Source organism: Micromonospora jinlongensis, assembly GCF_013410645.1.
GTDB classification, from domain to species: domain Bacteria; phylum Actinomycetota; class Actinomycetes; order Mycobacteriales; family Micromonosporaceae; genus Micromonospora; species Micromonospora zamorensis.
On sequence record NZ_JACCHK010000001.1, the window covers coordinates 2,026,005 to 2,048,382 of the forward strand.

Genomic DNA, 22,378 nt, shown 5'->3' on the forward strand with positions numbered 1-22,378 from the left:
TCAGCCTCGGACGTCGAAGTCGACGTCGGTCAGGTCGGCGGCTTCCAGCGTGCTGAGCTGTTCGTCAGTGGGATCGTCGAGGGCGCTGATGCGCCCGGCGTGCTGCTCGGTCATCTCCTGGAAGACCTTGCGCGCGTACCGACCGTTGCCGAAGCCTTCGCCGCGGTCGATGGTGGCAAAGAACTCGGCCAATCGGTCCTGGGCGCCGTCGGAGAGCCGGTAGTCATGGTCCTTGGCCTGTTTCGCGACGATTCGGACCATGTCGGCCTCGGAGTAGTCGTCGAAGGTCAGGGTGCGCGAGAACCGGGACGACAGGCCCGGGTTGGCGGCGATGAAGTGGCGCATCTGGTCGGGGTAGCCGGCCACGATGACGACGACCTCCTCGCGGTGGTCCTCCATGAGCTTGACCAGCGTGGAGATCGCCTCGCGGCCGAAGTCGCCGCCCTGGTCCTCGGGCACCAGCGCGTACGCCTCGTCGATGAACAGCACCCCGCCGAGCGCGCGCTCGAACGCGGCCTGGGTCTTGGGTGCGGTGTGTCCGACGTACTCGCCGACGAGCATGCCGCGGTCGACCTCGACGAGGTGGCCGCTGCCGAGCATGCCCAGCGCGGCGAGCAGTTGACCGTAGAGCCGGGCGACGGTCGTCTTGCCGGTGCCGGGGTTGCCGGCGAACACCAGGTGCCGGGACATCGGCGGAGGCGCCAGGCCGGCCTCGCGGCGCCGCTTCACCAGGTGCATCAGCTTGACCATCGTCCCGACGTCCCGCTTGACCCTGGTGAGCCCGATCAGCTCGTCGAGTTGGTCGAGCAGCGGCTGCAGCTCGACGGTGTCGGGCTGGAGCGCGAAGCCAGCCGCCGAGGTGACGACCGCCGCCGGGGCACCGACCGCCACCGGCACGGCGACCGAGGGCCAGCGCGCCGCGCCGACCCCCGAGCTGTGGCATTCGGTGAAGGTCGCCGACGCCCGGTCGCCCTGGCTGACGTCCTCGTCCGTTTCGCGTACGGCACACCGGTGGAACGCCGGGTCGGCGTCGTCGCCGATGTATATGGCGGGATACCCGGTCCGGGAGAACGTCGAGTCGGCGATGCTGCCGTGCGCGCCCGTTCCGAAATAGATGCCGTTCTTCTTCGTGTCGGTGACCGTCAGCCGCCGCACCGATGGGCGCGCGCCGGTCCAGACGGCTATCCCGCTGCCACCGATCTCGGCGACCTCGCAGTCGTCGAGCAGCGGCTCGGCGTCGACATCGACGAAGATGCCGGCGGCGCCGCAGCCGCGTACGGCGGTCCGCGTGATCGACGGCGCCGCGCCGGCCGCGACCTCCACTCCGGTCTGGGCGATGTCGCGGATGACGCAGTCCTGCAGCAGCGGCCGGTGCGGGGTGTCGATCCGTACGCCGGTGTGGCACCTGGCCACGGTCAGCCCGCGCAGCTGGGCGTCGGCGGTCTCGTCGATCTGGATGCCGCCCAACTCGGCCCGCTCGACCCGGCCGCCGCGCACATTCAGGATCGCCGCGCCGGAGGCGCGCACGCCCAGCTCGGAGGTGCCCTCGACGGTGACGTCGAGCAGGGTGACCGCGGCCGCGCCGGTCAGGTGCACGGCGGTGAATCCGCAGGTGGTCACGGCGCTGTCGCGCATCAGCAGCCGGCTGGCGCCGACCGCGAAGACGCCGTTGGCGGCAGCGGTGCTCAGCGCGCCGCCGGTCCAGCGAACCTCGGCGTCGTCGCGCAGGGCAAGCCCGGTCTGCACGCTGTCGGTCACTGTGGAATTGCGTACGCCCAGCCGGCTGTGCTGAGCGGCCAGCACCCCGGCGGTGCCAGCCCGGTTGACGGTGGTGTCCACCAGCAGCGTGCTGGAGGTGCCACCGGTGACGAGCCCGGCCGCGCCGGTGCGGCTGATCTCGCAGTCACGCACGATGACGCCGGCGCCCTCCGGCGGCTCGGCGATCTCGTGGTCGTCGGCTCGGCCGGGCCGCACGGACGCCCACCAGGCGCGGTCTCCGGGCAGGTTGCCGAGCACGCGGACGCCGTCGCCGCCGACGTCGTGCACCTGGCTGCCGGACAGGCGCAGCACGCTGGCGTCGCGGACCTCGACGCCGGCGTCGGCGGCTCCGCCGATGTCGCAACCGGTGAGCACGGCCGAGGCGGTCCCCGCGAGGCGGACCGCGACCCCGGGGGCGTCGGTGAGCACGGCGTCGGTGAGGGTGAGTACGGCCGACCCGGTCGCGGACACCGCGGCTCCGGTCACCCGCAGCCGTTCGGCATCGAGTCTGGCCCCGTCGGCCACGCCCACCGCCACGTCCTCGGCGCCGTCCACCGAGCAGCCGGTCAGCCGGGCCGTGGCACGGCCGGTGAGCTGCACCGACCCGGCGGCGATCCGGCTGTCCTCCAGGTTCAGGTGCCCGGAGGTGGCGGTGACATCGCCGCGGATCGTCAGGCCACGCGCGGTGACCGTGCCGGCGCGCACCAGCAGGGCGGGCCCTTCGGCCGCGACCAACTCGACCAGACCGTCCTCGTTCTCGGCCATGACGGTGACCGTGCCGTCCAGCACGAGGCACTCGCGATAGGTGCCGGCGGCCACCGCGACGACCGTGCCCGGCTTGGCGGCGCGCACGGCCGCACCGATCGTGCGGTGCCGGCTCCACGCCCGGGTGGAGACCCGTTCGATCTTGGCCGCGGCCACCTCAGGACGCACAGTTCACCCGCACCTGGGCAAGGACGATCCGCGCCTGTCTGGCTCCGGAGGCATCCTTCGCGTCGAGCCGCACGGCGATCTCGTTGCGGTGTACCGGGTAGGTCCCGACACCGACCCAGGTGCCGGCGGCCTTGTGCTGGTCGACAGTGAAGTTGGCGTACGGCGTGCCGGAGGTCCCGGTGGTGATCGTGTACTTGACGCCGTCGGCGAGTGTGGTTCCGGACACCGCCGGCACATAGACGCTGACCTGGCAGGAGGTGATGCGCTCGCCAGTGCTGAACGACCATGTCGACGTCTGCGCCTGGGTCCGCTCTTCGGTGGGCAGGGGCAGCGTCCCGAACGTGCCGCGGCAGCCGTCCTGCTTCCAGCCACCGGTGCCGATCGTCCGCCACTGCGCGGTGCGGCCCTGGGCGTCGAACCCGCGGTCGGCACGCGCCTCGCAGTCCCAGCCGGCGACCGCGGTGAAGCCCGCGACCGGCGGGGCCGAGCTGGCCGGCGCCTTGCCCTTGAAAGCCGCCTTCTGGGCGGGGCTCATCGGCTTGACCAGGTTCCAGAACACCCCGACGACGACGGCACCCACCGCTACCAGCGCGGTCACGGTGATCAGCGTCGGCAGCCGGACGGTCATCCGCTCACTCGCCGGGCGCTCGGCCGCGTGTTCGACGAAGGCCCGGACGAACTGGCTGCGCCGACTGAGCTCCTCGGACGCCCGGTGCTCGACGTCCGGCCCGGCCGGATGTTCAGTTCTCGTTGCCCCAGTCATGCTGCTCCGCGCTCGGCTTGCCGGTGTGTAGCTGGCACGGATCATCGCGCACACTGCGGGGACGCGGCCAAGCCCCGCGAACAGGGGACAGGAGCCCGGTCCACCCGCGTGGCAGGGTCAAGCAGCGAAGGTCCAGGCGCTCACTGGACCGGGACGAAGGTGGCGGCCAACACCCGCCACTTGCCGTCCTCACGCACCCACAGCCGGGTGTAGCGCAACCGCGCGGACATAACGGCACCGCCCTGAACGGCATCCACCGCAGCGACAGTGCGGGTCACCCCGGTCTCACCGTCTACCTGGACGTCGAGCGACTCCTCCACCAGGTTCGTGATTCGCAGAGCCCCCGAGCGGTAGCTTTCCAGGTCATCTTCCTTCGTAAAAACCGTGCCATCCGGTCCAGCACCCACGACCTGAGGGTGCAGAAGCGCGTCGAGGGACTCGACATCGGCGGCACGCTGAGCGGCTTGGAGCTGCCGTTCCGCAGTATGGAGATCCATCCACCGATCCTCCGCAGGGCCCCGCAACAAGACAAGCGGGTTCGCTCGCGGCAGAACGGCGACGTCACCCCAGTACGGCGTTCGCGGCACAACCGAACTTCGGCATGACCCGATCGGCCACCCGAGACGGTCCTCCACCTTGCTCCGAAACGGGGAACCATCCGTGCTGTGCGAACCAGTTGGAAGTGCTCGATGGCGCACAACGGAGTGGAACCATCACCGACGGCAATGGTTCCACTCCGTTGTCAATGTGCCTCAGACGATGGAGATCGACCGCACCTGGGTGTTGCCCTTGGTGTCGACGTACACCTGGTAATCGCCGACGGTGTAAGTGCCAGCAGCGTTGTTGTTGATGGTGAACGTGCCCGTCACAGCGGACTCGCTGCCGTCGATGCGGGTCTGCTTCACCGTGATGGTCAACTCGTTGGTGTTGCCCTTCAGCTTCTTCACCACCGCCGACGGCTTCGCGTCGACGGCCGCGTTGGCGACCGTCACGTAGACCGCGTCGGGTGACGAGAACTCCGCGTTCTTCTGCCCATCACCGAACACGAAGAAGCCCCGTTGTTCGATGGCCCCGCGCCCGGGGAAGGGATCCGGGTTCGCGGCCAGGTACGCCGGATTGACCGTGTACAGGTCCGTCTTGGAATCCGCGAGGGTGGGCTTCACCCCGGTGTACGGCGCATCGGTGATCGCGAGGTTGACCGACAGGTAGATGGCGTCGGGGTTGTTGGCCGAAATGCGCGAGGAGAAGTACTTCTCCGCGCTCTGCCCCGCAGGAACGGCCAGCGGCACAACCGCGCCGCCGACGAGAATGTTGAACTGGAAGTTGCCGTAGCCTCCGGCGACGAACTTCGCCCAAGCCGCGTCCGACATGTGGTCGGGGCGCTCCACCTTGAACTCCAGACGCATCGGCGCCACGTACGAGTTGTTCAGGTACTCGGCGTCGTTCAGGGGCAGGTAGACCCCTCCCGGTTCGTGGCCCAGCGCGAAAGCCGCCTGCGTGGGAGCCGAGTTGCCGCGCCCGTTCCACATCGGGATGTTGAACGACGTGGCGCCGAGCAGTGCCTGGTTGCCCAACTGGTCCGCGCCGACAGCCGGCGACGCGTCCTTGTAGGTTCCGATCGTGACGTCGAGCAGGTCGAGGTCCGCCCGGTCGGCGTTCAGCCCCGGCATGTCCGCCCACATGAACTTGGCGCCGGCAGGCCCGGAGTACCGGGCCATCTCCAACATGCCATCGGCCATGATCTTGGTCATCTGCACTGCCGAGTCGACCTTCATCCGCTCGTTGGCCGTGTGCCACCAGCGCTCGTTACCCGGGATGACGGCACCGAAGGCAGTCATCTTGTTGCGGAAGCTGCTGGCGAGGGTGCCACCGGTGGTGCCCTGCGGATACACCACGTCCTTGAGTGAATATGGATCCGCGAACTCCTGCGGGCTGCGGTCGATAGAGGCCTGGTAGCTCCCGAACTGAAGAGCCGTCAGCGGGTTGTCGTGAGTGACGTACAACCCGGCGCCGATGGGCGAGCCAAGGTTGCCGATGGTGAACCCCTTCGACTGGAAGGCGGCCGTGACCGCCGCCGTCGCCTGGCCGGAGTCAGCCGCGTTGATGTGCATGCTGCGCACATACATCGGCATGCTGAGGCTGCCGGAGGCGTCCGTGTAGAACCTCGTCGGGGTCTCCGAATTGATGCCTCCCATGAGGGCAAAGGTCAGGTTCGGCGTGCCGTTGCTCGTGTTGCGCAACAGGCTCGCCGGGATGCCCATGTACTTCCCGATATAGGCCTCGCCTTCGACACCGTCGCGGAAGAAGAGGTCGGCAATGCCGTCGGCGGCCTTCTTCAACTCCATGTCGTCAGCCGGGTTTCCCAATGCGCCCAGCCCCTTGGAGAGGAGGAACATTCCCCACACGACGGCATTCTTGCCGTACTGCGGGGTCGGCATCTCCATCGCCACATCGGTGTTGATCTCCAGCGTCAGCGAGTCGCCGCTGATCGTGGTCTGCACCTTGGGCGTGGTGCGGGGAGCAGCCGGGAGCCAACCCTTCGTGGTCGCGGCAGCGACGATCGCCGACACGAACCGGTCGCGCTCGGCGGAGCCGGCCCCCGCCACGTCGAGGGTGAAAATGGCCCGCGAGGCGATCTGCGTGGTGCTGCCGTAGGCGATGTCCTTGAGCGTCGGGTCGCCTTCGCGCAGGGTGACGCCGGCCGTGGCATCCGTCAGCCGGAAGGCCCTGGCGCTGTCTGCGGACAAGCTCATCGACACCGACGGGGTCACCGATCCCGAGTTACCAACGATCACCGGGAACCGCGAATCGGAGGTGTAGGCCGCGATCGGCATCTCCTCCCGGTTGAGATTCTTGTAGGCCCAGTTGTCGTAGAAGCTCGGGTTCGAGTTGTACGGGATGGACTGGAAGTTGGCGGTGTTCGTCGTCGAGGGCGTGCCGGGACCGCCGTCTTCGTAGATTCCCATGACGATGCGGATGCGTCGGTCGAGGGGCAACCCCGCCTTGAGCAGCGCCTTGGCCGCGAGCAGCGTCGCCAGCGTCGGGCCGCTGTCGTCCTGTATGCCCGCCCCGTAGACCCAGCCGTCCTGGACATAGGGCGAGTGGTACGCACCAGGACTGCCGAGGTTGCCGTCGGCGTCCCGCCAGCGCGCCAGCTGGGCCGGTGAAACGGAAGCCGTCGGCGAGTCGAGGTGGCTCAACGCCATGACCATTTCCGGGGCGTCCGGGTCACCGATCTCTGCGTAGACGTACTTGTCGGGTTGGCGTTGGACGACCACCGGGAAACCAAGGTCGGTGGCCAGCTTGACCACCCAGGCGAGCTTGGCGACCTTGCGGTCGTACTCGTTCTGGTTGGCTTCGTTGTTGCTGACCGGGAAGGGGTACTCCGTCGCGGCCGTGCCGCCTCGGGAAATGGAGTCGTAGCTCGACCCGTCCAGCATCGCCCCCACCAGACTGAGCGGGTTGTAGGTGCCGTCCCCCGCCCGCGCGCTGCTGACGCGTCCAGCCAACGCCTCGACCTCCGCGTGGATCGCGTCGCGCTCGGCGTCGGTCACCGACAGGTCGTAGGTGACACTGGGCTGGAAACGCTCCTCGCCGGAGCTGGTCGGGGACGCGTTGGCCGGGGGTGCAACGGTCGCCACGAGGGTCACGGCGAGCAGGACGGATAATGTCAACGCCGGTCTATCTTTCATGGAAAACTCCAGGAACAGGGGGATGATCAGTAGCGACAGCACACACCAGCCGTGCCGCCAGTGGCCGTTGAGGTGGGATATCTTGAGGATCATCTGAGAATCGGACGGTGCCGTCAGCACAGCCGCAGCGCCAGGATGCCCCCACCGAGCCGCTTGACGAGTGGCTGGCCTCCGCGTTCGCCCCGGACCACCTCGACCAGACGATCACCCCCCGTGGCCGACGCCCAGCCAGTGATCAACTAACTCCACTACCGCGGCTAGCCCGGGCCACGATGTCGGCCTGTGACGCAGAAGCTAGCCCAGTGCCGGGCCGCCAAGGGCCAAAGTTCGGCCGGAACAGAGGGGTCAAGGTTGAGCCGCCGTTGCCACCAACCTGCTCCCCCGATCCTGGGCTCGTGACCGGCTGCTACGGCCAAGCTGAGATGGACCATCGGGCCTCCCAGCTGCTCCTTCGGCCCGACAGGTGCTGCCGTGGCTCCCGTCACCTGCCTCGTCTGCGTACAAGCAGCGCCAGGACGCCGAACGCCGCAGTCGTGATGGTGCCGACGGCGGCGATGCCCGACGTGGCGGTCGCATCCGCCTCACCCCAGCCTGCGAGTACCGTCAGCAGCACCACGGTCACGAGACCACTGCCGGCGGTGAGCCAGATCCAGCGCTCCATGACGCCCTCCCGGCCGTCCCTGTCGCCCGTGTCGTTCGGGAGATTCATCGCAGTCCCCTTGTCCGCGTTTCGCCAGTCGGTCGTGTCCGACCGGATGTCTGCCGCCACTCGCTCTACTAAGTAGACAGTCAGCAATGAGAATATGCGAATGGGAAGACGGCGATGAGATTCCCATGCCCATAAGGACATACGGTCAAAATAGTACAGATGGCATGCGGTTTGCGGTGTGTGCCAGCTCAGCGGTAGTAGCGGCAGAGGTCACGGGCGGGCCGTCCGGCGAGGCAGGGATCGCGGCGATCTCCAGCACTTCCCGGTAGTCCAGCGTGCACCCACAGGGGCAACTGCCGATGAAGATCCTGGTCAGCGGCTGCCTGGGCGGCGCACCGATCCGGTTCAACGAGGCCGGCGTGCCGGTCGCCTCTTCGATCTGGCAGCACTGGGCGTCTGAAGGGCGCCTCGTGTCGCTTTGTCCAGAACTGGCCGTCGGATTCCCGGTGCCGCGCCCGCCAGCCGAGATCGTCGGCGGCAGCCCGGCCGACGTCCTCGACGGCCGCGCCCACGTACACGAAGCATCGGGCCATGACGTCACCGAACTGTTCCAGGCGGCGGCGCAGCGGGCGGTCGACAAGGCACTGCAGGCCGGTGTCGGGCTCGCCATCCTGGTCGAGGGCAGCCCTACCTGCGGTAGCACCTACGTTCACGACGGAATCTTCACCGGCGTCACCGCCGCTGGGCATCCCTGTGTTTCCTCACTACGACCTGGACAGGGCAGCGGCTGCTCTGGCAGGAACGGCAGCACGGCAACGGCTGACGCCCGCTCGTCGCAGAGTGCGGCATCACCTGACGCACTCACATCGGCATGAGCGGAGGCCGCCCTACCCCCTCCGCCGGAGGCCAGCGCTGACCCCTTCGGATTCGCCGAAGATGTCACCACAGAGGAGGCCCTGGCCACCGCGTCGCGGGTGGGATCGGTGTCTCAGCTGACGGAACCAGTTCCTAGCCGACGTGACGTTGCTCGGCGAGGCATTCGCGGCCTGGTACGGCGAGGGGCGGACGGACCTGCTGGAGAGCTACTCGACGACCGCGCTGCGCCGACTATGGCGGGCGCAGCACTTCTCCTGGTGGATGACCTCGATGCTGCACCGGCTGGACGGCGACGACCCGTACGAGACGAAGCTGCAGACCACAACGCTGCGATACCTGGCCGGCTCCCGCGCGTACGCCACCAGCCTGGCCGAGAACTACCTGGCCTACCCCTCAGCTGACCTCGGGGCCGGGTCGGCGGCGACCCTCTATTGCTACTCATCGATTCGTGGTAGAAATCTTTCGCACTGCCCGTTCCCAGGCAAGAATTTCTTCAGACGGAGGCATCGTGAGGTTCACTGCCGGGTGGCTGGCGAGTCTTACCCTTGTCGCAGTAGTCGTGGCGCCCGCCGAGTCGATTGCTGTGGCCGCAACACCCACACAAGCACCGACTGCAGTGACGCCGCTGGCCACCGGCCCGCAACCCGGCACCTTCACCGGCCGGGGATTCGACACCTGCGCCGCTCCGTCACAGGCCACGATGAACGCGTGGCGGGCCAGTTCGCCCTACGGCGCGGTCGGCATCTACATCAGCGGGGCGAGCCGCTCCTGTTCCCAGCCCAATCTCACCGCAAGCTGGGTGGCCGACCAGACCAGTAACGGATGGCGGCTGATCCCCATCGAACTGGGTTACCAGGCGCCATGCGGCACCCGCACGCCGAAGATGTCCGCCGATCCCACCACCGCCCGGTCGCAAGGCGTCTCCGCGGCCAACAGCGCCGCGAATGCCGCCCAGGCGCTGGGCATCGGCACTGCGAGCACCATCTACAACGACATCGAGCAGTACCCGTCGAACGCGTCGTGCCGGGCCGCCGTGCTGTCGTTCCTGTCCGGTTGGACCGAGCAGTTGCACGTACGGGGCTACCTCGCCGGCATGTACTCCAGCGGCTCGTCCGGCATCAAGGACGTCTGCGAGGCATACGACAACCCGAGCTACACGCGACTCGACCAGATCTGGATCGCCTGGTGGAACGGGGTGGCTGACACGGACGCTGGAAGTTACTGCGCCGATGCCTACTACGCGAACCAGCAGCGCGTGCACCAGTACGCCGGGGAGGTCACCGAGACGTGGGGCGGCGTCACCATGAAGATCGACCGCAACTACCTCGACCTGAGGGTTACGCAGACCCCGCCGCAGCAGTGGACCACGACCATCGACAACAGCGCCTCGGGCGGGTTCACCGCGAGCACCGAATGGGGCACGTCGGCCTACTCCGGCCAACGGTTCGGCACCGACTATCGGTTCACCAGTCCGATGTCGTCGAGCGACGTCGCCTGGTTCCGGTCGACCATCCCGGCGACCGGAAGCTATGAGATCTCAGTCTGGTACCCGTCCGACGCGGGCTACAACAACCAGACGCCATACCTTGTGGAGACCACCACAGGCAGCAGGTCCGTCTCCGTCAATCAGCGGGTCAACGGCGGTAGGTGGGTCTCGATCGGCGTGTTCACCCTGGCTGCGGGCACGAGCAACAAGGTCGGCGTGAGTCGCTGGACCAGCGGCACCGGACTCGTGGTCGCCGACGCGGTGCGGATCACCCGGGTCTGAACCCCCTCGCGGCTGCCGAGTGCACCCCTATCCGGTGACCGGCTCTTGGAACTGGACGACATCGGCATAACCCAGCCGGGCGCGGAGCTGCGCAACGTCGAAGGTTCGGCTGCGCGAGCCCACGTGGCCCAGGTCGCAGGGCACGTGGGCTCACCAGCACGGACAGCGACCAAATTCGGATTTTGAGTCCTGACGGTGCCAGGCATCATCTTCGGATGGATGCCCGCCGAACGATCGTCCTGGTCGATGACCTCCGTTCGTTCGTGGATGGCCATAGCGCCGAGGTGGCCCGCACCAGTGCCGCCGGGATTGAACTCCTCGATCGATACCGGCACCGGCGCCTGGACGAGCTGTGGCTGGACCACGACCTCGGCGGGGACGACACGATCTGGCCGGTCGTGGAGGTCCTGGAACGAACCGCCTTCGACAAGCGCCCCTTCGACATCGGCGTCATCAACGTCCACTCCGCCAACCCGGCCGGCGCCGCGAAGATCGCCCAGGTCCTACGACACTGGGGGTATCGCGTCCGCGTCGCGTCGGGCTTCACAGCCGTCGGCTATCTCGACGGCCCCGCGTGAGCTGACCGGCACAAACGCGGCGCCCAACGGCTGGCACGCTCGGACAGCGCCAGATGCGCGCATGCGAGATCACTCATGCAAGCCCTTCAGATCGCCGAGCGGTGAGCGTCGTTGACGCCGCGCAGGCGGGTTGCGAGGTCCGGCAGGGTGAAGCCGGGGAAGGCTATGACGCCGGCCAGGTCGGCTCCCGCAGCCGCGTCGGTCGGTCGGTCGGTCGGTCGTGGAGCACACCTACAATCGCCACGCCTTGTCAGCCGCAGATCCGGATGCCCTCGTCAGGTGCAGCCGTCGCCCACCCGTAGCTGACGCGAAGCACGGCCACCGCCGCCCGGGCTGCCTCCGGGCTGGGGGCAGCAAGGGCCGCCTCGGCGATCTGGCGGCACTCGTTTAGGGTGTGCGCGGCCAGGGACTCGCGCACCGCCGGGATGCTGCGGGGCGCCATGGACAAGCTGGTGATGCCCAGGCCTGCCAGCACCAGAGCGAAACTGGGATCCGCTGCGGACTCTCCACACACGCCGACTGGCTTGCCCGCCGCGACGCCGGCCGTCGCGCAGGCGGCGAGGAGCGCGATCAGCGCGGGCTGCCACGGGTCGAGCAGGTCAGCGAGGTCGCCGCACATGCGGTCAGCGGCGAACGTGTACTGGCTGAGGTCGTTGGTGCCGACGCTGAGGAAGTCCACGTGGCGCAGCACCTGGCCGGCGCGCAGGGCAGCGGCCGGCACCTCGATCATCACGCCGGCGGTCGGCAGGCCGTACTCGCGGCAGGACTCGGCGAACGCGGCCGCCTCCGCCGCGGTGGCGACCATCGGCGCCATCACCCACACGTCGGCGTCCGTCGCCGCGGCCGCCGCCGCGATCGCGGCCAGCTGCGTGGTGAGCACGGTGGGTGCCTGCCGTGCGACCCGCAGACCGCGGACACCCAGCGCGGGGTTGGGTTCATCGGCCAGACGCAGGAACGGCAGCGGCTTGTCGGCCCCGGCGTCGAGGGTGCGCACGACGACCTTGCGGCCGGGCAGGGCGGCGAAGACATCGCGGTACGCGGCGACCTGCTCGTCGTGCGACGGCGCGTCGCTGCGGTCGAGGTAGAGCAGCTCGGTGCGGAACAGGCCGACGCCTTCGACCTCGCCGGTGAGGTCGCGGGCCGAGCCGATGTTGGCCAGGAGCGCGACGGGATGGCCGTCCCTGGTCCGCCCGGGGCCGTGGGAGCGGGCGCGGCGTTCGATCTCCGCGAGCCGGTTCGCGTTGACGGTGCGTACCGTGTCGGCGGAGACGCCGGCCACCACGACGCCGCTCGCGCCGTCGAGACTGACCAGCGCGCCGTCGGTTACGTCCAGGATGCCCGCGCAGCGGACCACGGCCGGGATGCCGAGGGTCCGGGCCAGGATCGCGGTGTGGCTGGTCGGCCCGCCCTCGGCCGTGACCAGGCCCAGCACCAGACCCGGTTGGAGACCCGCGGTGTCGGCGGGCGCCAGGTCACGGGCGATGAGCAGGTACGGGTGGCCGGGGTCCGGCACGCCCGGCATCGGCTGCCCGAGGCACGCCGCGACGAGGCGGTCCCGCAGGTCGTCGAGGTCACTGACCCGTTCGGCGAGGTACCCGCCCGCGGCTTCGAAGGCGGCCCGGTGCCCGGCGAGCACGTCGGTGATCGCGTGCGGCGCGTCCGCGCCGCCGTCGATGGCGGTGTCGGCCGCGTCGATCAGCGTCTCGTCCTGCGCCATCATGACCTGGGCGCGCAGGACCTCGGCGGCGGTCGCGTCCACTGCGGTGTCCGCGCGACGGGTCAGATCGGCGGCGACGGCGAGGACCGCTTCCCGCACGGCCGTCTTCTCGGCCGCGGGATCGACGGTCTCCGCCAACGGCGGCAGGGCCGGCGGCGGGGCCAGCCGGTAGACCGGCCCCGCCGCACCACCGGGGCTGGCCCCGATTCCCCGAAGTTCACGCATCGACAGCGTCCAGATCACGTTCGAGGAGGTCGGCCAGGGTGTCGAGGGCGGCCTGCGCGCCGTCGCCGTCGGCCTCCAGCGTGACCTCGGTGCCCTTCTTGGCGCCGAGCGACAGCACGCCGAGCATGCTGCGGGCCGGCACGGGTTTCTTGTCGCCGGTGCGGATGGTGACCAGCACCGGCTGCTTCGCCGCCTCGGCGACGAACAGCGCCGCCGGGCGGGCGTGCAGCCCGCTGGCGGAGCCGACGAGGACTGTTCTGGTGGGCAACGCATCCTCCTACGGTTCGATCGTCACCTTGATCGCTTCGCCGCGCGCCACGATGCCGAAGGCGTCGAGGGCGCGGTCGAGCGGCAGGCGGTGGGTGATGAGATCGGCGACCGGCACGGAGCCGTCAGCGATGAGTCGCAGCGCCTCCTTGTTGTGTTCCGGGCTGGAACCGTTGGCACCGACGATTGTCAGTTCGCGGTAGTGCACGAGGTTGGAGTCCAGGGAGATGACCGGCTTGTCCTTCGGCAGGCCGCCGAAGAAGCTGATCCGGCCCTGCCGCGCGGTCATCTGCACCGCCTGCTCCTGGGCGGCGCCGGCGGCCGTGGCGGTGATGACGACGTCGGCACCCCGGCCCTCGGTGAGCTTGAGCACCGCGTCGACGACGTCGGTATCGGCGCCGCAGATCGCCGTGTCCGGCTGCACCAGGTTGGCGGCCAGGTCGAGGCGTTCGCGGTTGAGGTCGACGAGGAACACCCGGGCGGCGCCGCGTGCCCGGGCCAGGCGGACGTGCAGGCAACCGATCGGCCCGGAGCCCACGACGACCACGTCGTCGCCCTCCCCCACACCGGCGAGGTTCTGGCCGTTGAGGACGCAGGCGAGGGGCTCGGCGACGGACGCCTCGGCGAAGGTGAGCCCCTCGGGGATCCGGTTGAGCCCGTCGACGGCGAGGACGTTGTGCGGTACGACCATGTATTCGGCGAACCCGCCGTCGAAGTGGTACCCCATCGACACCTGGTTGGGGCACACGGTCATCCGGCCGCGCCGGCACTCGGCGCACGTACCGCAGGGGATGGCGGCGATGACCTGGACCCGGTCCCCCGGCCGCCAGTCGGTGACGTCGCCACCGACCTCGGTGATCTCCCCGGCGATCTCGTGGCCCATGACGCGCGGCGGGGCGATGTGGTGGTGGCCGAAGCGGGAGATCTTCACGTCGGTGCCGCAGGTGGAGCATGCCCGGACACGGATCTTCACGTCGGTGGGGCCCGCCGTGGGCTCGGGCGCGTCCTCGATGCGGACGTCACCGGGTGCGTGGAATCGGACAACCTTCACGAGGGCTTCCCTTCGAGGATAGTGATCACGTCATCGGGGCTCGTCGACTCTCGTAGCCGCTGCGCCTGGGTCGGGTCCATCAGCACCGAAGCGAGCTGGGCGAGGATGTCCACGTGCCCGTCTCCGGCCGCGGCGATGGCGACGCAGACCCGCACGTCGAAGCCGTCCCAGTCGACGCCGTCCGGGAAGCGCAGCACCGCGAGGGCGTCGCGCTGGACCGACTCCTTGCTGTTCAGCGTGCCGTGCGGGATGGCGACACCCTCCCCGATGTAGGTGGAGACGCTCCGCTCGCGGGCGAGCATCGCGTCCACGTACGCCGGGGCGACCGCGCCGACCTCGACGAGTACCGCGCCGCAGCGGCTGATCGCCTCGTCCCGCGACCCGGCCCGCTCGTCGAGCCGGATCGCGTCACGGGCCAGCAGCTCAGCCACTGAGCTCACCACCGCGCTGCACCGCGTTCACGACCCTGGTGACTGCCGGGTCGCCGATGAACACCTGGATCGGCACGATCACCGTGTCGGGTGCGCTGACCCGGGCCCGGGCGGCGAGCCCCTGGTGGCAGATGACCACGTCCGCGTCGGCGGGGATCGAGTTGACCGGCGTGTGCTCGACCGTCACCGCGTTCTTCGCCAGTTGCCGCCGAAGTTGGCTGGCCAGCATCACGCTGCTGCCCATGCCGGCGTCGCAGGCCACGACCACCTTCTTGATCTCGGTGCCGTTGATTGTGGACATGTGTTCAGACCTCCTGCTTCGCCGACTTGTCGAGGGTCCCGTCGGGGTCGACTGCCTTGTCCTCATCTGGGTGGTCAGCCGTCGTCTCGTCAGGGCCGACAGCGTCCTCGACGGGCTCGCCGCGCCCGAAGCCGAGCAGGGCCGAGGCGACCGCGAAGGTGACGGCGGCGGCGACCACCACGCCGAGAATGACCCCGAAGTGGCCGCCCTTGGGGGTCACCGCGAGGTACGCGAAGATGCTGCCCGGCGAGGGGGTGGCGACCAGGCCCGCACCGGTGATCACGAAGGTGCCGACGCCGGCCGCGCCGCCGGCGATCATGGCAAGGATCAGCTTCGGCTTCATCAGCACGTACGGGAAGTAGATCTCGTGGATGCCGCCGAGGAACTGCACGATGATCGCGGCCGGGGCGCTGGGGCGCAGTGCGCGGGGGCCGAAGACCATGAAGGCGAGCAGCAGACCGAGGCCGGGGCCGGGGTTCGACTCGATCATGAACAGGATCGACTTGCCCTTGTCGGCCGCCTCGGCGATGCCCAGCGGGCCGAACACGCCGTGGTTGATGGCGTTGTTGAGGAAGAGGACCTTGGCGGGTTCGACGAGCACCGAGGTCAGCGGCAGCAGGTCCCTGCCGACGAGCCAGTCGACGCCCGAGCCGGCCTGCTTGGTGAGCCATTCGACCACCGGACCGATGCCGTAGACACCGCCGATGGCCATCGCGGCGCCGATGATGCCGGCGCTGAAGTTGTCCACGAGCATTTCGAAGCCGGGACGGATCCTGTTCTCGACCAGGCCGTCGAACAGCTTGAGGACGTACGCCGTGAGCGGCCCGATGATCATCGCGCCGAGGATCATCGGCACGTCCGCGCCGACGACGAGGCCCATCGTCGCCACCGCGCCCACGACGGCACCGCGTTGGCCGTGGACCAGCCGGCCGCCGGTGTAGCCGATGAGCACCGGCAGCAGGATGCTGATCATCGGGCCGACCAGTTCGGCAAGCGTCTTGTTGGGGATCCAGCCGGTCGGGATGAACATCGCGGTGATCAGGCCCCAGGCGATGAACGCGCCGATGTTGGGCATGACCATCGCGGCCAGGTAGCCGCCGAGGCGTTGCACAGTGGCCCTGAGGCCCTGGCCCTGTACCTCTGGTGTGTAGGAGGAGGAGGTCACGGGGGTATCTCCTTCTTGAGGGGGCGGACCAGACGGCCGCGGGGAAAGAGCCCGTCCGGCTAGGGGTGGATGGTGACGTGGTGGCGGAACAGGTCGGCGGGGCCGGGCATCCGGCTGCCGGGCAGGCTCACCGCGGCCGCGCCCCAGGCGAGGCCCTCGGCGAGAGCGGTGGCACCCTGGGCGCCCGCAGCGAGGAACCCGGCCAGCAGCGCGTCGCCGGCACCGACTGTGCTGCGGGGCCGGGCGACCGGGCAGGTGCCGGTGCGGACGCCGTCGGCGTCGACCAGGACAGCGCCGTCAGCGCCGAGGCTGGCCACGACGGTGCGGGCTCCCCATTTCCGCAGGCACTGAGCGGCGTCGACCACATCGTCGAGGTCCGCCAGCGGGGTGCCGACCACATCGGCCAGTTCGTCGCGGTTGGGCTTGAGCACTGTCGCCCCGGCGAGGGCGGCCTCGCGCAGGGCAGGACCGCTGGTGTCGACGGCGACCCTGATGCCGGCAGCGCGCAGCTTGCGGCACAACTGAGCGTAAGCGTCAGCGGGCAGGCCGGGCGGGACGCTGCCGCACAGCACGACCCAGTCGGCACCGCCGGCGCGCGCGAGCACCTTGTCGATCACCTCGTCGAACTCAGCGCGGGACATGGCCGGGCCAGGCTCGTTGATCTTGGTGACCGTGCCGTCGGGCTCGGCCAGGGTGATGTTGGAGCGGGTCCTTCCGGAGATCGACACGGCGAGGACCTCCACACCCTCCGCCTGGAGTAGGCGGATGAGCTGGTTGCCCTCGTCACCGCCGGACGGCAACACCGCTACCGACGGCACCCCGTTGGCCAGCAGGGCACGGGACACGTTGACGCCCTTGCCGCCCGGGTCGAGGTGAGCCGTGGCAGCCCGGATGACCTCGCCCCGGGTGAGCGAGTCGACCTCCACGGCCCGATCGAGGCTGGGGTTGAGGGTGACGGTGACGATCATGCCCGGCCCGCTCTCATCCGCGTACCACCCGAACGCCTGCCGACTCCAGGTCACCGACCAGGTCGCGGTCGGCACGGCTGTCGGTGATGAGCAGGTCGACGTCGGCCAGCTCAGCGAACCGGGCCAGATAGTCGTTGCCGAGCTTGGTGTGATCGGCGAGCACCACCGTGCGGCGGGCCGCACGAACCATCGCCCGCTTCACCGCCGCCTCGGACGGGTCCGGGGTGGTCAGTCCGCGCTCGACCGAGATGCCGTTGGTCCCGACGAACGCGACGTCGACGTAGAGGCCCGCCAACGGCGACAGCGCCCAGTCGTCGACGGTTGCCAGGGTCTTCCCGCGGACCCGCCCACCCAACAGCAGGACGTTGAGGTTGGCATAGGTACCGAGGGTCGTGGCGATGACCGGCGAGTTGACCACGACTGTCAGCTCCCGGTCGACCGGCAGCAGCTGGGCCAGCCGGGCGGTCGTGGTGCCGGCGTCGAGGATGATCGCGCCCTCCTCCGGCACCTCGCTCAGGGCGAGCTTGGCGATCCGCTCCTTCTCCTCGATGAGCACCGCGTCACGCGCCGCCAGCGCGGGCTCGAACCCGAGCCGTTCGATCGGAATAGCTCCACCATGGACCCGGCGTAGCACCCCGGCCCGCTCCAGGATGGTGAGATCGCGGCGGATGGTCTCCGACGTCACGTTCAGCCCATCGGCCAAGCCGGCCACCTCGACCCGGCCCACATCCCGGGCGATGCGAAGGATCTCCTGCTGTCGTTCTTCGGCGTACATCGTGTTGTTTCACCGCCGTTTCGTTTTGCTTGTGCTTTGTTTACGCCCGCCTTCCGGCCAAGTCAAGGGGTAAGCCACAAGAAGCCACATTGGACGGATGGCTTTCTACCGTCACCTGGACGAATGCCGAATGGTCGCCGCCCTTCGCCAGCTCTGGCGATGGGCGGCGACCACGTCGCTGTCGCGCTATTGGAGGCACCCACCGCTACCGGGGATGCCAGACGGTTCCGCCGGGCGTAGGACACGCCCGGCGGAACCGCGGTAGTTATCCGAGGACGAACCGGAAGAAGCGGGGGCGGTAGATGCCAGGATCGCGGTAGTGGTCCGCGTCCGGGGAGACGCGGGTGTCCATGCTGTTGACGTTGTAGGACGCGATGAAGGTGTCACCGGAGCTGAGCGCCTGGTGCACGTGTGCGTTGTAGGAGATGACGTTGGGATTCCAGTAGCTGCCGTAGGGGCCGGGTTCCGGCATGCGGTAGACCGGGGTCTTCTGGGTGAAGGGGCCGTACGGTGAGCAGGACGTCCAGGCGTTGATCTGCCCGCTGAACGCCTCGGTGCTGTCCTGGCTGAGCAGGAGGAACTGTCCGCCCCAGGGGCTGACGCTGTACTCGTTGGCGATGCCGGTCAGCAGGTTGCGGGAGTTCTGCTCGCGCAGCGTCCAGCCCCACGGCGTGTGGTACTGCCAGGTGCCGTTGGCGAGGTCGCTGCCGTACACCCGGGCGATGCGCATCTGCTTGTTGATCGGGGAGTCGTCGACGCCGTAGACGTAGGTGTAGCCGTCGCCGCTGCGGCTGGCCGGCAGCAGCCCCGAGCCCCAGGCGACCCCGCTGGCAGAGGGCAACTCCCGGACGCTGACCGGGGTCCGCAGGTTGGACAGGGCGAAGTTGGCGACGACGTTGCGGTTGAACCGCCAGTCCCAGGCGCCCGAGCCGAAACGCTCGTACTCCTGGTACACCACTTGAAGTTGTCCGCCCGAGAGGTGGCCGTCACCGACCCAGTACCACTTGCCGGGCTCGGACGGCGGCATCAACGCCCGAGGCGCCCCGGCGGTGCCGCCCTCTGGAGTCCGGGAAGTGACGTACTACGGCCGTGTCTCCACCGAGAACAACCAAGATCAGGACTCGTCGCGAGGGTGGCAACTCACCCGGGCGACAGCACTCATTCAGCCCCACAGAGGCCGCATCGTCGCGCCCACACGGCCCACTACCAGCGAAGACTCCGACTCCACCGGGTGCGGCTGGAGCGCCAAAGGGGTTGAGCACCAGAACGCCTGACCCCCGTGGTCGAGTTGCGGTGATTTCGCGGTCAACCGCGCGGCGCTCGATCCGCAGGGGCGTCGCGACGCCGAGCTGCACGGCTCTGCGGCGCGGGGATGGTGCCGTCAGTACGAGTCGTGGCCGCCGCAGTCGCCGCCGCAGCCTTGGATGTGCGGCGGTGGAGCGTGAGAGTCATGACCAGCACGACCAGCGCTCCGACGATCAGCCCGAGGATCGCGCTGGCCACCGTGTTGACGAGCCAGCCGACGAGCCCGCCGAGAACACCCGTGGCGTCGTGGGCGGCGACCTCCACGTGGTGCACGGCCTCGTACAGGAAGTGCAGGTTCAGCTCGTTCGTGCCTAGCAGCAGGATATGCCCGCCCACCCACAGCATCGCCGCGGTGCCGACTACCGTCAGCACGGTGAGGACCACCGGCATCGCCCTCACCAGACCGCGGCCGAACGTGGCGACGGCGCCGGAACGTTGCGACAGGCGCAGCCCGGCGTCGTCCATCTTCACGATCAGGGCCACCACGCCGTACACCAGGACGGTTATGACGACGGCGACGACAGCCAGGATTGCCAGGCGGGACCAGAACGCCTCATCGATCACCTCGTTAAGGCTGATGACCATGATCTCCGCCGAGAGGATCAGGTCGGTTCGTACCGCCCCAGACACCAGTGTCGTCTCGTCCTGCACCTTCTCCTCGCCCGCGCCGGAGGCACCATGATGGGCGATCTTGGCCCACACCTTCTCCGCGCCTTCGTAACAGAGGTAGGCGCCGCCGAGCATGAGGATCGGAGTGAGCAGCCAAGGCACGAACTGACTGAGCAGCAGCACCGCCGGCAGGATGATGAAGAACTTGTTGCGCAGCGACCCCACGGCAATGCGCTTGATAATCGGCAACTCGCGCTCGGCCGCCAGGCTCCGCACGTACTGCGGCGTGACGGCAGCATCGTCGACGACCACGCCCGCCGCCTTGGCGCCGGCCTTCGCGGCGGCCGCCCCGATGTCATCGATAGACGCGGCAGCGGCCCGGGCCAGCACCGCCACGTCATCCAGCAGGGCTACGAGTCCACCGGCCAAGGGAGGGTCCTTCCAGGGTTGCGGTTCGAACTGGCCCATTCTCGCTCAGGTCTCTGCGCGCGGCACGCCACCGCCCGGCCGTATATCGGGCGAGAGCCCGAGGAGAGCGACTATCGCGCTCGGCCGACGATCCGCCACCACCGCGCCCGGGTCATCACCTTGCGCCAGCTCAGGCCGAACCCGTCCGCCGCAGTCACCGTTAGCCAATGCCGCCCCGTCGGTGATGACCTGGTGTTTCTGCTCCGCATCGGCCGAGCCGTTTGGTCATTGCCGGCCCAGGTGGTAGCCAGTGAGGTAGGCAGATCATGCGCATAGGCCGTGTCTTCAAAGATTCACAGCCATCGCAGTAGCTACGAGTTCGTGTCCCAGGTGGGTACGGATGAGCGTGGCCAGGCTGTCCCGGGAGGTTAATCGGGCTGGGGCAGCCCGCAGATCCAGATCGGAGTCGATGGATGCGAATCCGTACAGATGCATGCGCCTTCTAACCCAATCGGTCAACCCCGTCGGTCTCGCAAACTCGTCCGGGTTGAGTTGATGACGGGCACGATCTCCATCAGCGCCAGCAGCGGTCGGTGCGCTGGCGTGGTCCCCACGGTGGGAACTGTGCTGCGCACCCTGCTATCGCAACAAATTCGCTGGAGCGGGAGACCCCGCGGGTTCATTCTGTCTCGCGATGGGCTGTGAAAACGACGGCTGCTCGCACGAGTGGCACTACGCGCCGTACCGCACCGGGCTGGGCGCGCTGCAGCGCGGCCAGGGTTCCGCAGTGGCCTGGCTGCAGGGTCAGCCGGATCACGGGCACAAGGTTTACACCTGTACCGCTCGCGACACCCGGTGGGACTGGCAGGTCGACGACCGCTACACGTACCTGGCTCGGCTGCTGCACGACCTGCGCCTCGACACAGCCCCACTGGTCGCGCAGCTTCACGCCTGCGGCCCGTACCGCCCCTGGCCCCAAACGGATTCGACCGATGATGACAATCAGTTCAACCTTGCTGTCGGCGTCTTGGAGGCGCTCGCCCGCAAGGGGAACAGGCAGGCACACGACACACTGCGCGGATACGTTCGCGACGGCATCCGCTGGATCGATGCACTGACAACGCTGGCCTCCAGTTGGCCGGCGGAGTGGTGGGACGACCTTTGGGAGACCGCAGCCATGCGTATCAGGCCCGAAGATGTGGCCGAGGTACTGCCAGCCGCTGAGCCCTGGCTGCGTTGGCGGGGTCGGGATCCGAGGATCGACAGCGTGTTGAACGCCGCGCAGCGCAGCCGAAAGGATGCTCAAGGTCGCCGGGTCGACCTCTCGACCACCAGTGACGCCGAACTGATCGCGCTCCTCCAGGCGCCGGACACCGGCCGGGCCGTGAAGGTGACCGCACTGCACCAGATCCGTCGCAGAGCACGGCCCGTACCGGAATTGCTCGACGCAGTCGAGCAATTGGCCGCCGAACGGCAAGCCGGACTGTTCGGTGCGCTGCGCGTCCTCGGCCCGCAGGTCCTCCCGGCTGCACGAGTCTGGGCTGCCGACCCCGAACACCCGCTGTTCGACGCCGCCGCACACCTCCTCGCCCAGCACGGCGACGAGCAGGACATCCCGTCGATCCTCGCCGCACTCGACCGGCTCACCGACGAATGGTGCGGCCACGACCGACTCACCGAAGGCCTGGCCAGGATCCTCACCACTTCCCCATCAGCCTCCCAGGCCGACCTGCGGACAACAGTGATCCGCCGGCTGCGCCGATTGACCATCGCATCGCCACACAGTTACGAGCGACGCAGCTACCTGCAAAGCCTGCTGCTTCTCGATCCGGACAAGACAACTGCCGTGCTGCCGTCTTATCTCCTCGACTGTGAGCCGGACGTCCGGCTGTTAGCCGCTCAGCACACCCCGCTCACCGATCAGACCCGGCGCTGGCTGCTCACGCTACGCGAGGATCCTGTCGAGGAAGCATCCGTGCGTCAGGCCGCAGCCGCACGCCTCACCGGAGACTGAAGCCGCCCACACCCTTATCTCGCTTCACAACCCGACGATCCCACTCAGCCAGCCGATTTCAATCGGCAGCAGAAGGCCGCCTCCAATATCCCGGAGGCGGCGTGTGAACTGCGAGACCCGACAGT

General features: G+C 68.8%; 18 protein-coding genes and 1 pseudogene. 4 read left to right on the plus strand and 15 right to left on the minus strand.

Features of this window, described 5'->3' with window-relative positions; translation table 11 throughout:
• From HNR22_RS31820 to HNR22_RS08615, 5 genes are all read right to left on the minus strand, one after another.
• Positions 1–2,691 (minus strand): right-handed parallel beta-helix repeat-containing protein, encoded by a 2,691-nt coding sequence (locus HNR22_RS31820; RefSeq protein WP_179779907.1) that lies wholly within the window; start codon positions 2,689–2,691, stop codon positions 1–3.
• On the minus strand, positions 2,681–3,454 hold the full coding sequence (locus HNR22_RS08600; RefSeq protein WP_179779908.1) for a golvesin C-terminal-like domain-containing protein: 774 nt from the start codon (positions 3,452–3,454) through the stop codon (positions 2,681–2,683). Before HNR22_RS08600 ends, HNR22_RS31820 begins: the two co-directional genes overlap by 11 nt.
• A 140-nt stretch (positions 3,455–3,594) precedes the next feature.
• The gene (locus HNR22_RS08605; protein ID WP_179779909.1) at positions 3,595–3,951 is read right to left on the minus strand and encodes a nuclear transport factor 2 family protein; all 357 of its coding nucleotides are present in this window, start codon (positions 3,949–3,951) and stop codon (positions 3,595–3,597) included.
• Between the two features lie 255 nt (positions 3,952–4,206).
• A complete protein-coding gene (locus HNR22_RS08610; protein WP_179779910.1) occupies positions 4,207–7,266 on the minus strand; it encodes a M20/M25/M40 family metallo-hydrolase in 3,060 nt (1,019 codons plus the stop codon).
• A gap of 361 nt (positions 7,267–7,627) precedes the next feature.
• Complete coding sequence (locus HNR22_RS08615; RefSeq protein WP_179779911.1) at positions 7,628–7,855, minus strand: hypothetical protein; 228 nt, start codon at positions 7,853–7,855, stop codon at positions 7,628–7,630.
• 299 nt (positions 7,856–8,154) lie between these two features.
• Between HNR22_RS08615 and HNR22_RS08620 the strand changes: the two genes are divergently transcribed.
• The 3 genes from HNR22_RS08620 to HNR22_RS08630 all read left to right on the plus strand — a co-directional run bounded on the left by HNR22_RS08620 (position 8,155) and on the right by HNR22_RS08630 (position 11,017).
• Positions 8,155–8,670, plus strand: coding sequence for a 2-thiouracil desulfurase family protein (locus HNR22_RS08620; RefSeq protein ID WP_246380761.1), 516 nt, complete (start codon positions 8,155–8,157; stop codon positions 8,668–8,670).
• Positions 8,671–9,119: 449 nt separating this feature from the next.
• A complete protein-coding gene (locus HNR22_RS08625; protein ID WP_343059740.1) occupies positions 9,120–10,439 on the plus strand; it encodes a glycoside hydrolase domain-containing protein in 1,320 nt (439 codons plus the stop codon).
• Between the two features lie 215 nt (positions 10,440–10,654).
• A complete protein-coding gene (locus HNR22_RS08630) occupies positions 10,655–11,017 on the plus strand; it encodes a cyclic-phosphate processing receiver domain-containing protein (protein ID WP_179779912.1) in 363 nt (120 codons plus the stop codon).
• Between the two features lie 322 nt (positions 11,018–11,339).
• Here the strand turns inward: HNR22_RS08630 and ptsP are convergent.
• The 10 genes and pseudogenes from ptsP to HNR22_RS08680 all read right to left on the minus strand — a co-directional run.
• Positions 11,340–12,959, minus strand: a pseudogene (gene ptsP, locus HNR22_RS08635) (phosphoenolpyruvate--protein phosphotransferase); the annotation flags it as partial.
• On the minus strand, positions 12,952–13,227 hold the full coding sequence (locus HNR22_RS08640) for an HPr family phosphocarrier protein (protein ID WP_179779914.1): 276 nt from the start codon (positions 13,225–13,227) through the stop codon (positions 12,952–12,954). The pseudogene ptsP and the gene HNR22_RS08640, both read right to left, overlap by 8 nt.
• Positions 13,228–13,236: 9 nt before the next feature.
• Positions 13,237–14,277 carry an alcohol dehydrogenase catalytic domain-containing protein gene (locus tag HNR22_RS08645; RefSeq protein WP_179779915.1) on the minus strand — a complete coding sequence of 347 codons (1,041 nt, stop codon included), beginning with the start codon at positions 14,275–14,277 and terminating at the stop codon, positions 13,237–13,239.
• On the minus strand, positions 14,274–14,708 hold the full coding sequence (locus HNR22_RS08650) for a PTS sugar transporter subunit IIA (protein ID WP_179779916.1): 435 nt from the start codon (positions 14,706–14,708) through the stop codon (positions 14,274–14,276). Before HNR22_RS08650 ends, HNR22_RS08645 begins: the two co-directional genes overlap by 4 nt.
• The gene (locus HNR22_RS08655) at positions 14,701–15,009 is read right to left on the minus strand and encodes a PTS sugar transporter subunit IIBC family protein (protein WP_179779917.1); all 309 of its coding nucleotides are present in this window, start codon (positions 15,007–15,009) and stop codon (positions 14,701–14,703) included. Before HNR22_RS08655 ends, HNR22_RS08650 begins: the two co-directional genes overlap by 8 nt.
• 4 nt (positions 15,010–15,013) lie before the next feature.
• Positions 15,014–16,174 (minus strand): mannitol-specific PTS transporter subunit IIC, encoded by a 1,161-nt coding sequence (mtlA, locus tag HNR22_RS08660; RefSeq protein WP_179779918.1) that lies wholly within the window; start codon positions 16,172–16,174, stop codon positions 15,014–15,016.
• Between the two features lie 59 nt (positions 16,175–16,233).
• Positions 16,234–17,142 (minus strand): 1-phosphofructokinase, encoded by a 909-nt coding sequence (pfkB, locus tag HNR22_RS08665; protein ID WP_179783468.1) that lies wholly within the window; start codon positions 17,140–17,142, stop codon positions 16,234–16,236.
• 13 nt (positions 17,143–17,155) lie between these two features.
• Complete coding sequence (locus HNR22_RS08670) at positions 17,156–17,917, minus strand: DeoR/GlpR family DNA-binding transcription regulator (RefSeq protein ID WP_179779919.1); 762 nt, start codon at positions 17,915–17,917, stop codon at positions 17,156–17,158.
• Between the two features lie 265 nt (positions 17,918–18,182).
• On the minus strand, positions 18,183–18,944 hold the full coding sequence (locus HNR22_RS08675) for a DUF4185 domain-containing protein (RefSeq protein WP_246380762.1): 762 nt from the start codon (positions 18,942–18,944) through the stop codon (positions 18,183–18,185).
• 278 nt (positions 18,945–19,222) lie between these two features.
• Positions 19,223–20,260, minus strand: a complete 1,038-nt coding sequence (locus HNR22_RS08680) for a DUF808 domain-containing protein (protein WP_179779920.1) — start codon at positions 20,258–20,260, stop codon at positions 19,223–19,225.
• Positions 20,261–20,933: 673 nt separating this feature from the next.
• Between HNR22_RS08680 and HNR22_RS08685 the strand changes: the two genes are divergently transcribed.
• Positions 20,934–22,253 (plus strand): hypothetical protein, encoded by a 1,320-nt coding sequence (locus HNR22_RS08685; RefSeq protein ID WP_179779921.1) that lies wholly within the window; start codon positions 20,934–20,936, stop codon positions 22,251–22,253.
• The last annotated feature ends 125 nt before the right edge of the window (positions 22,254–22,378 follow it).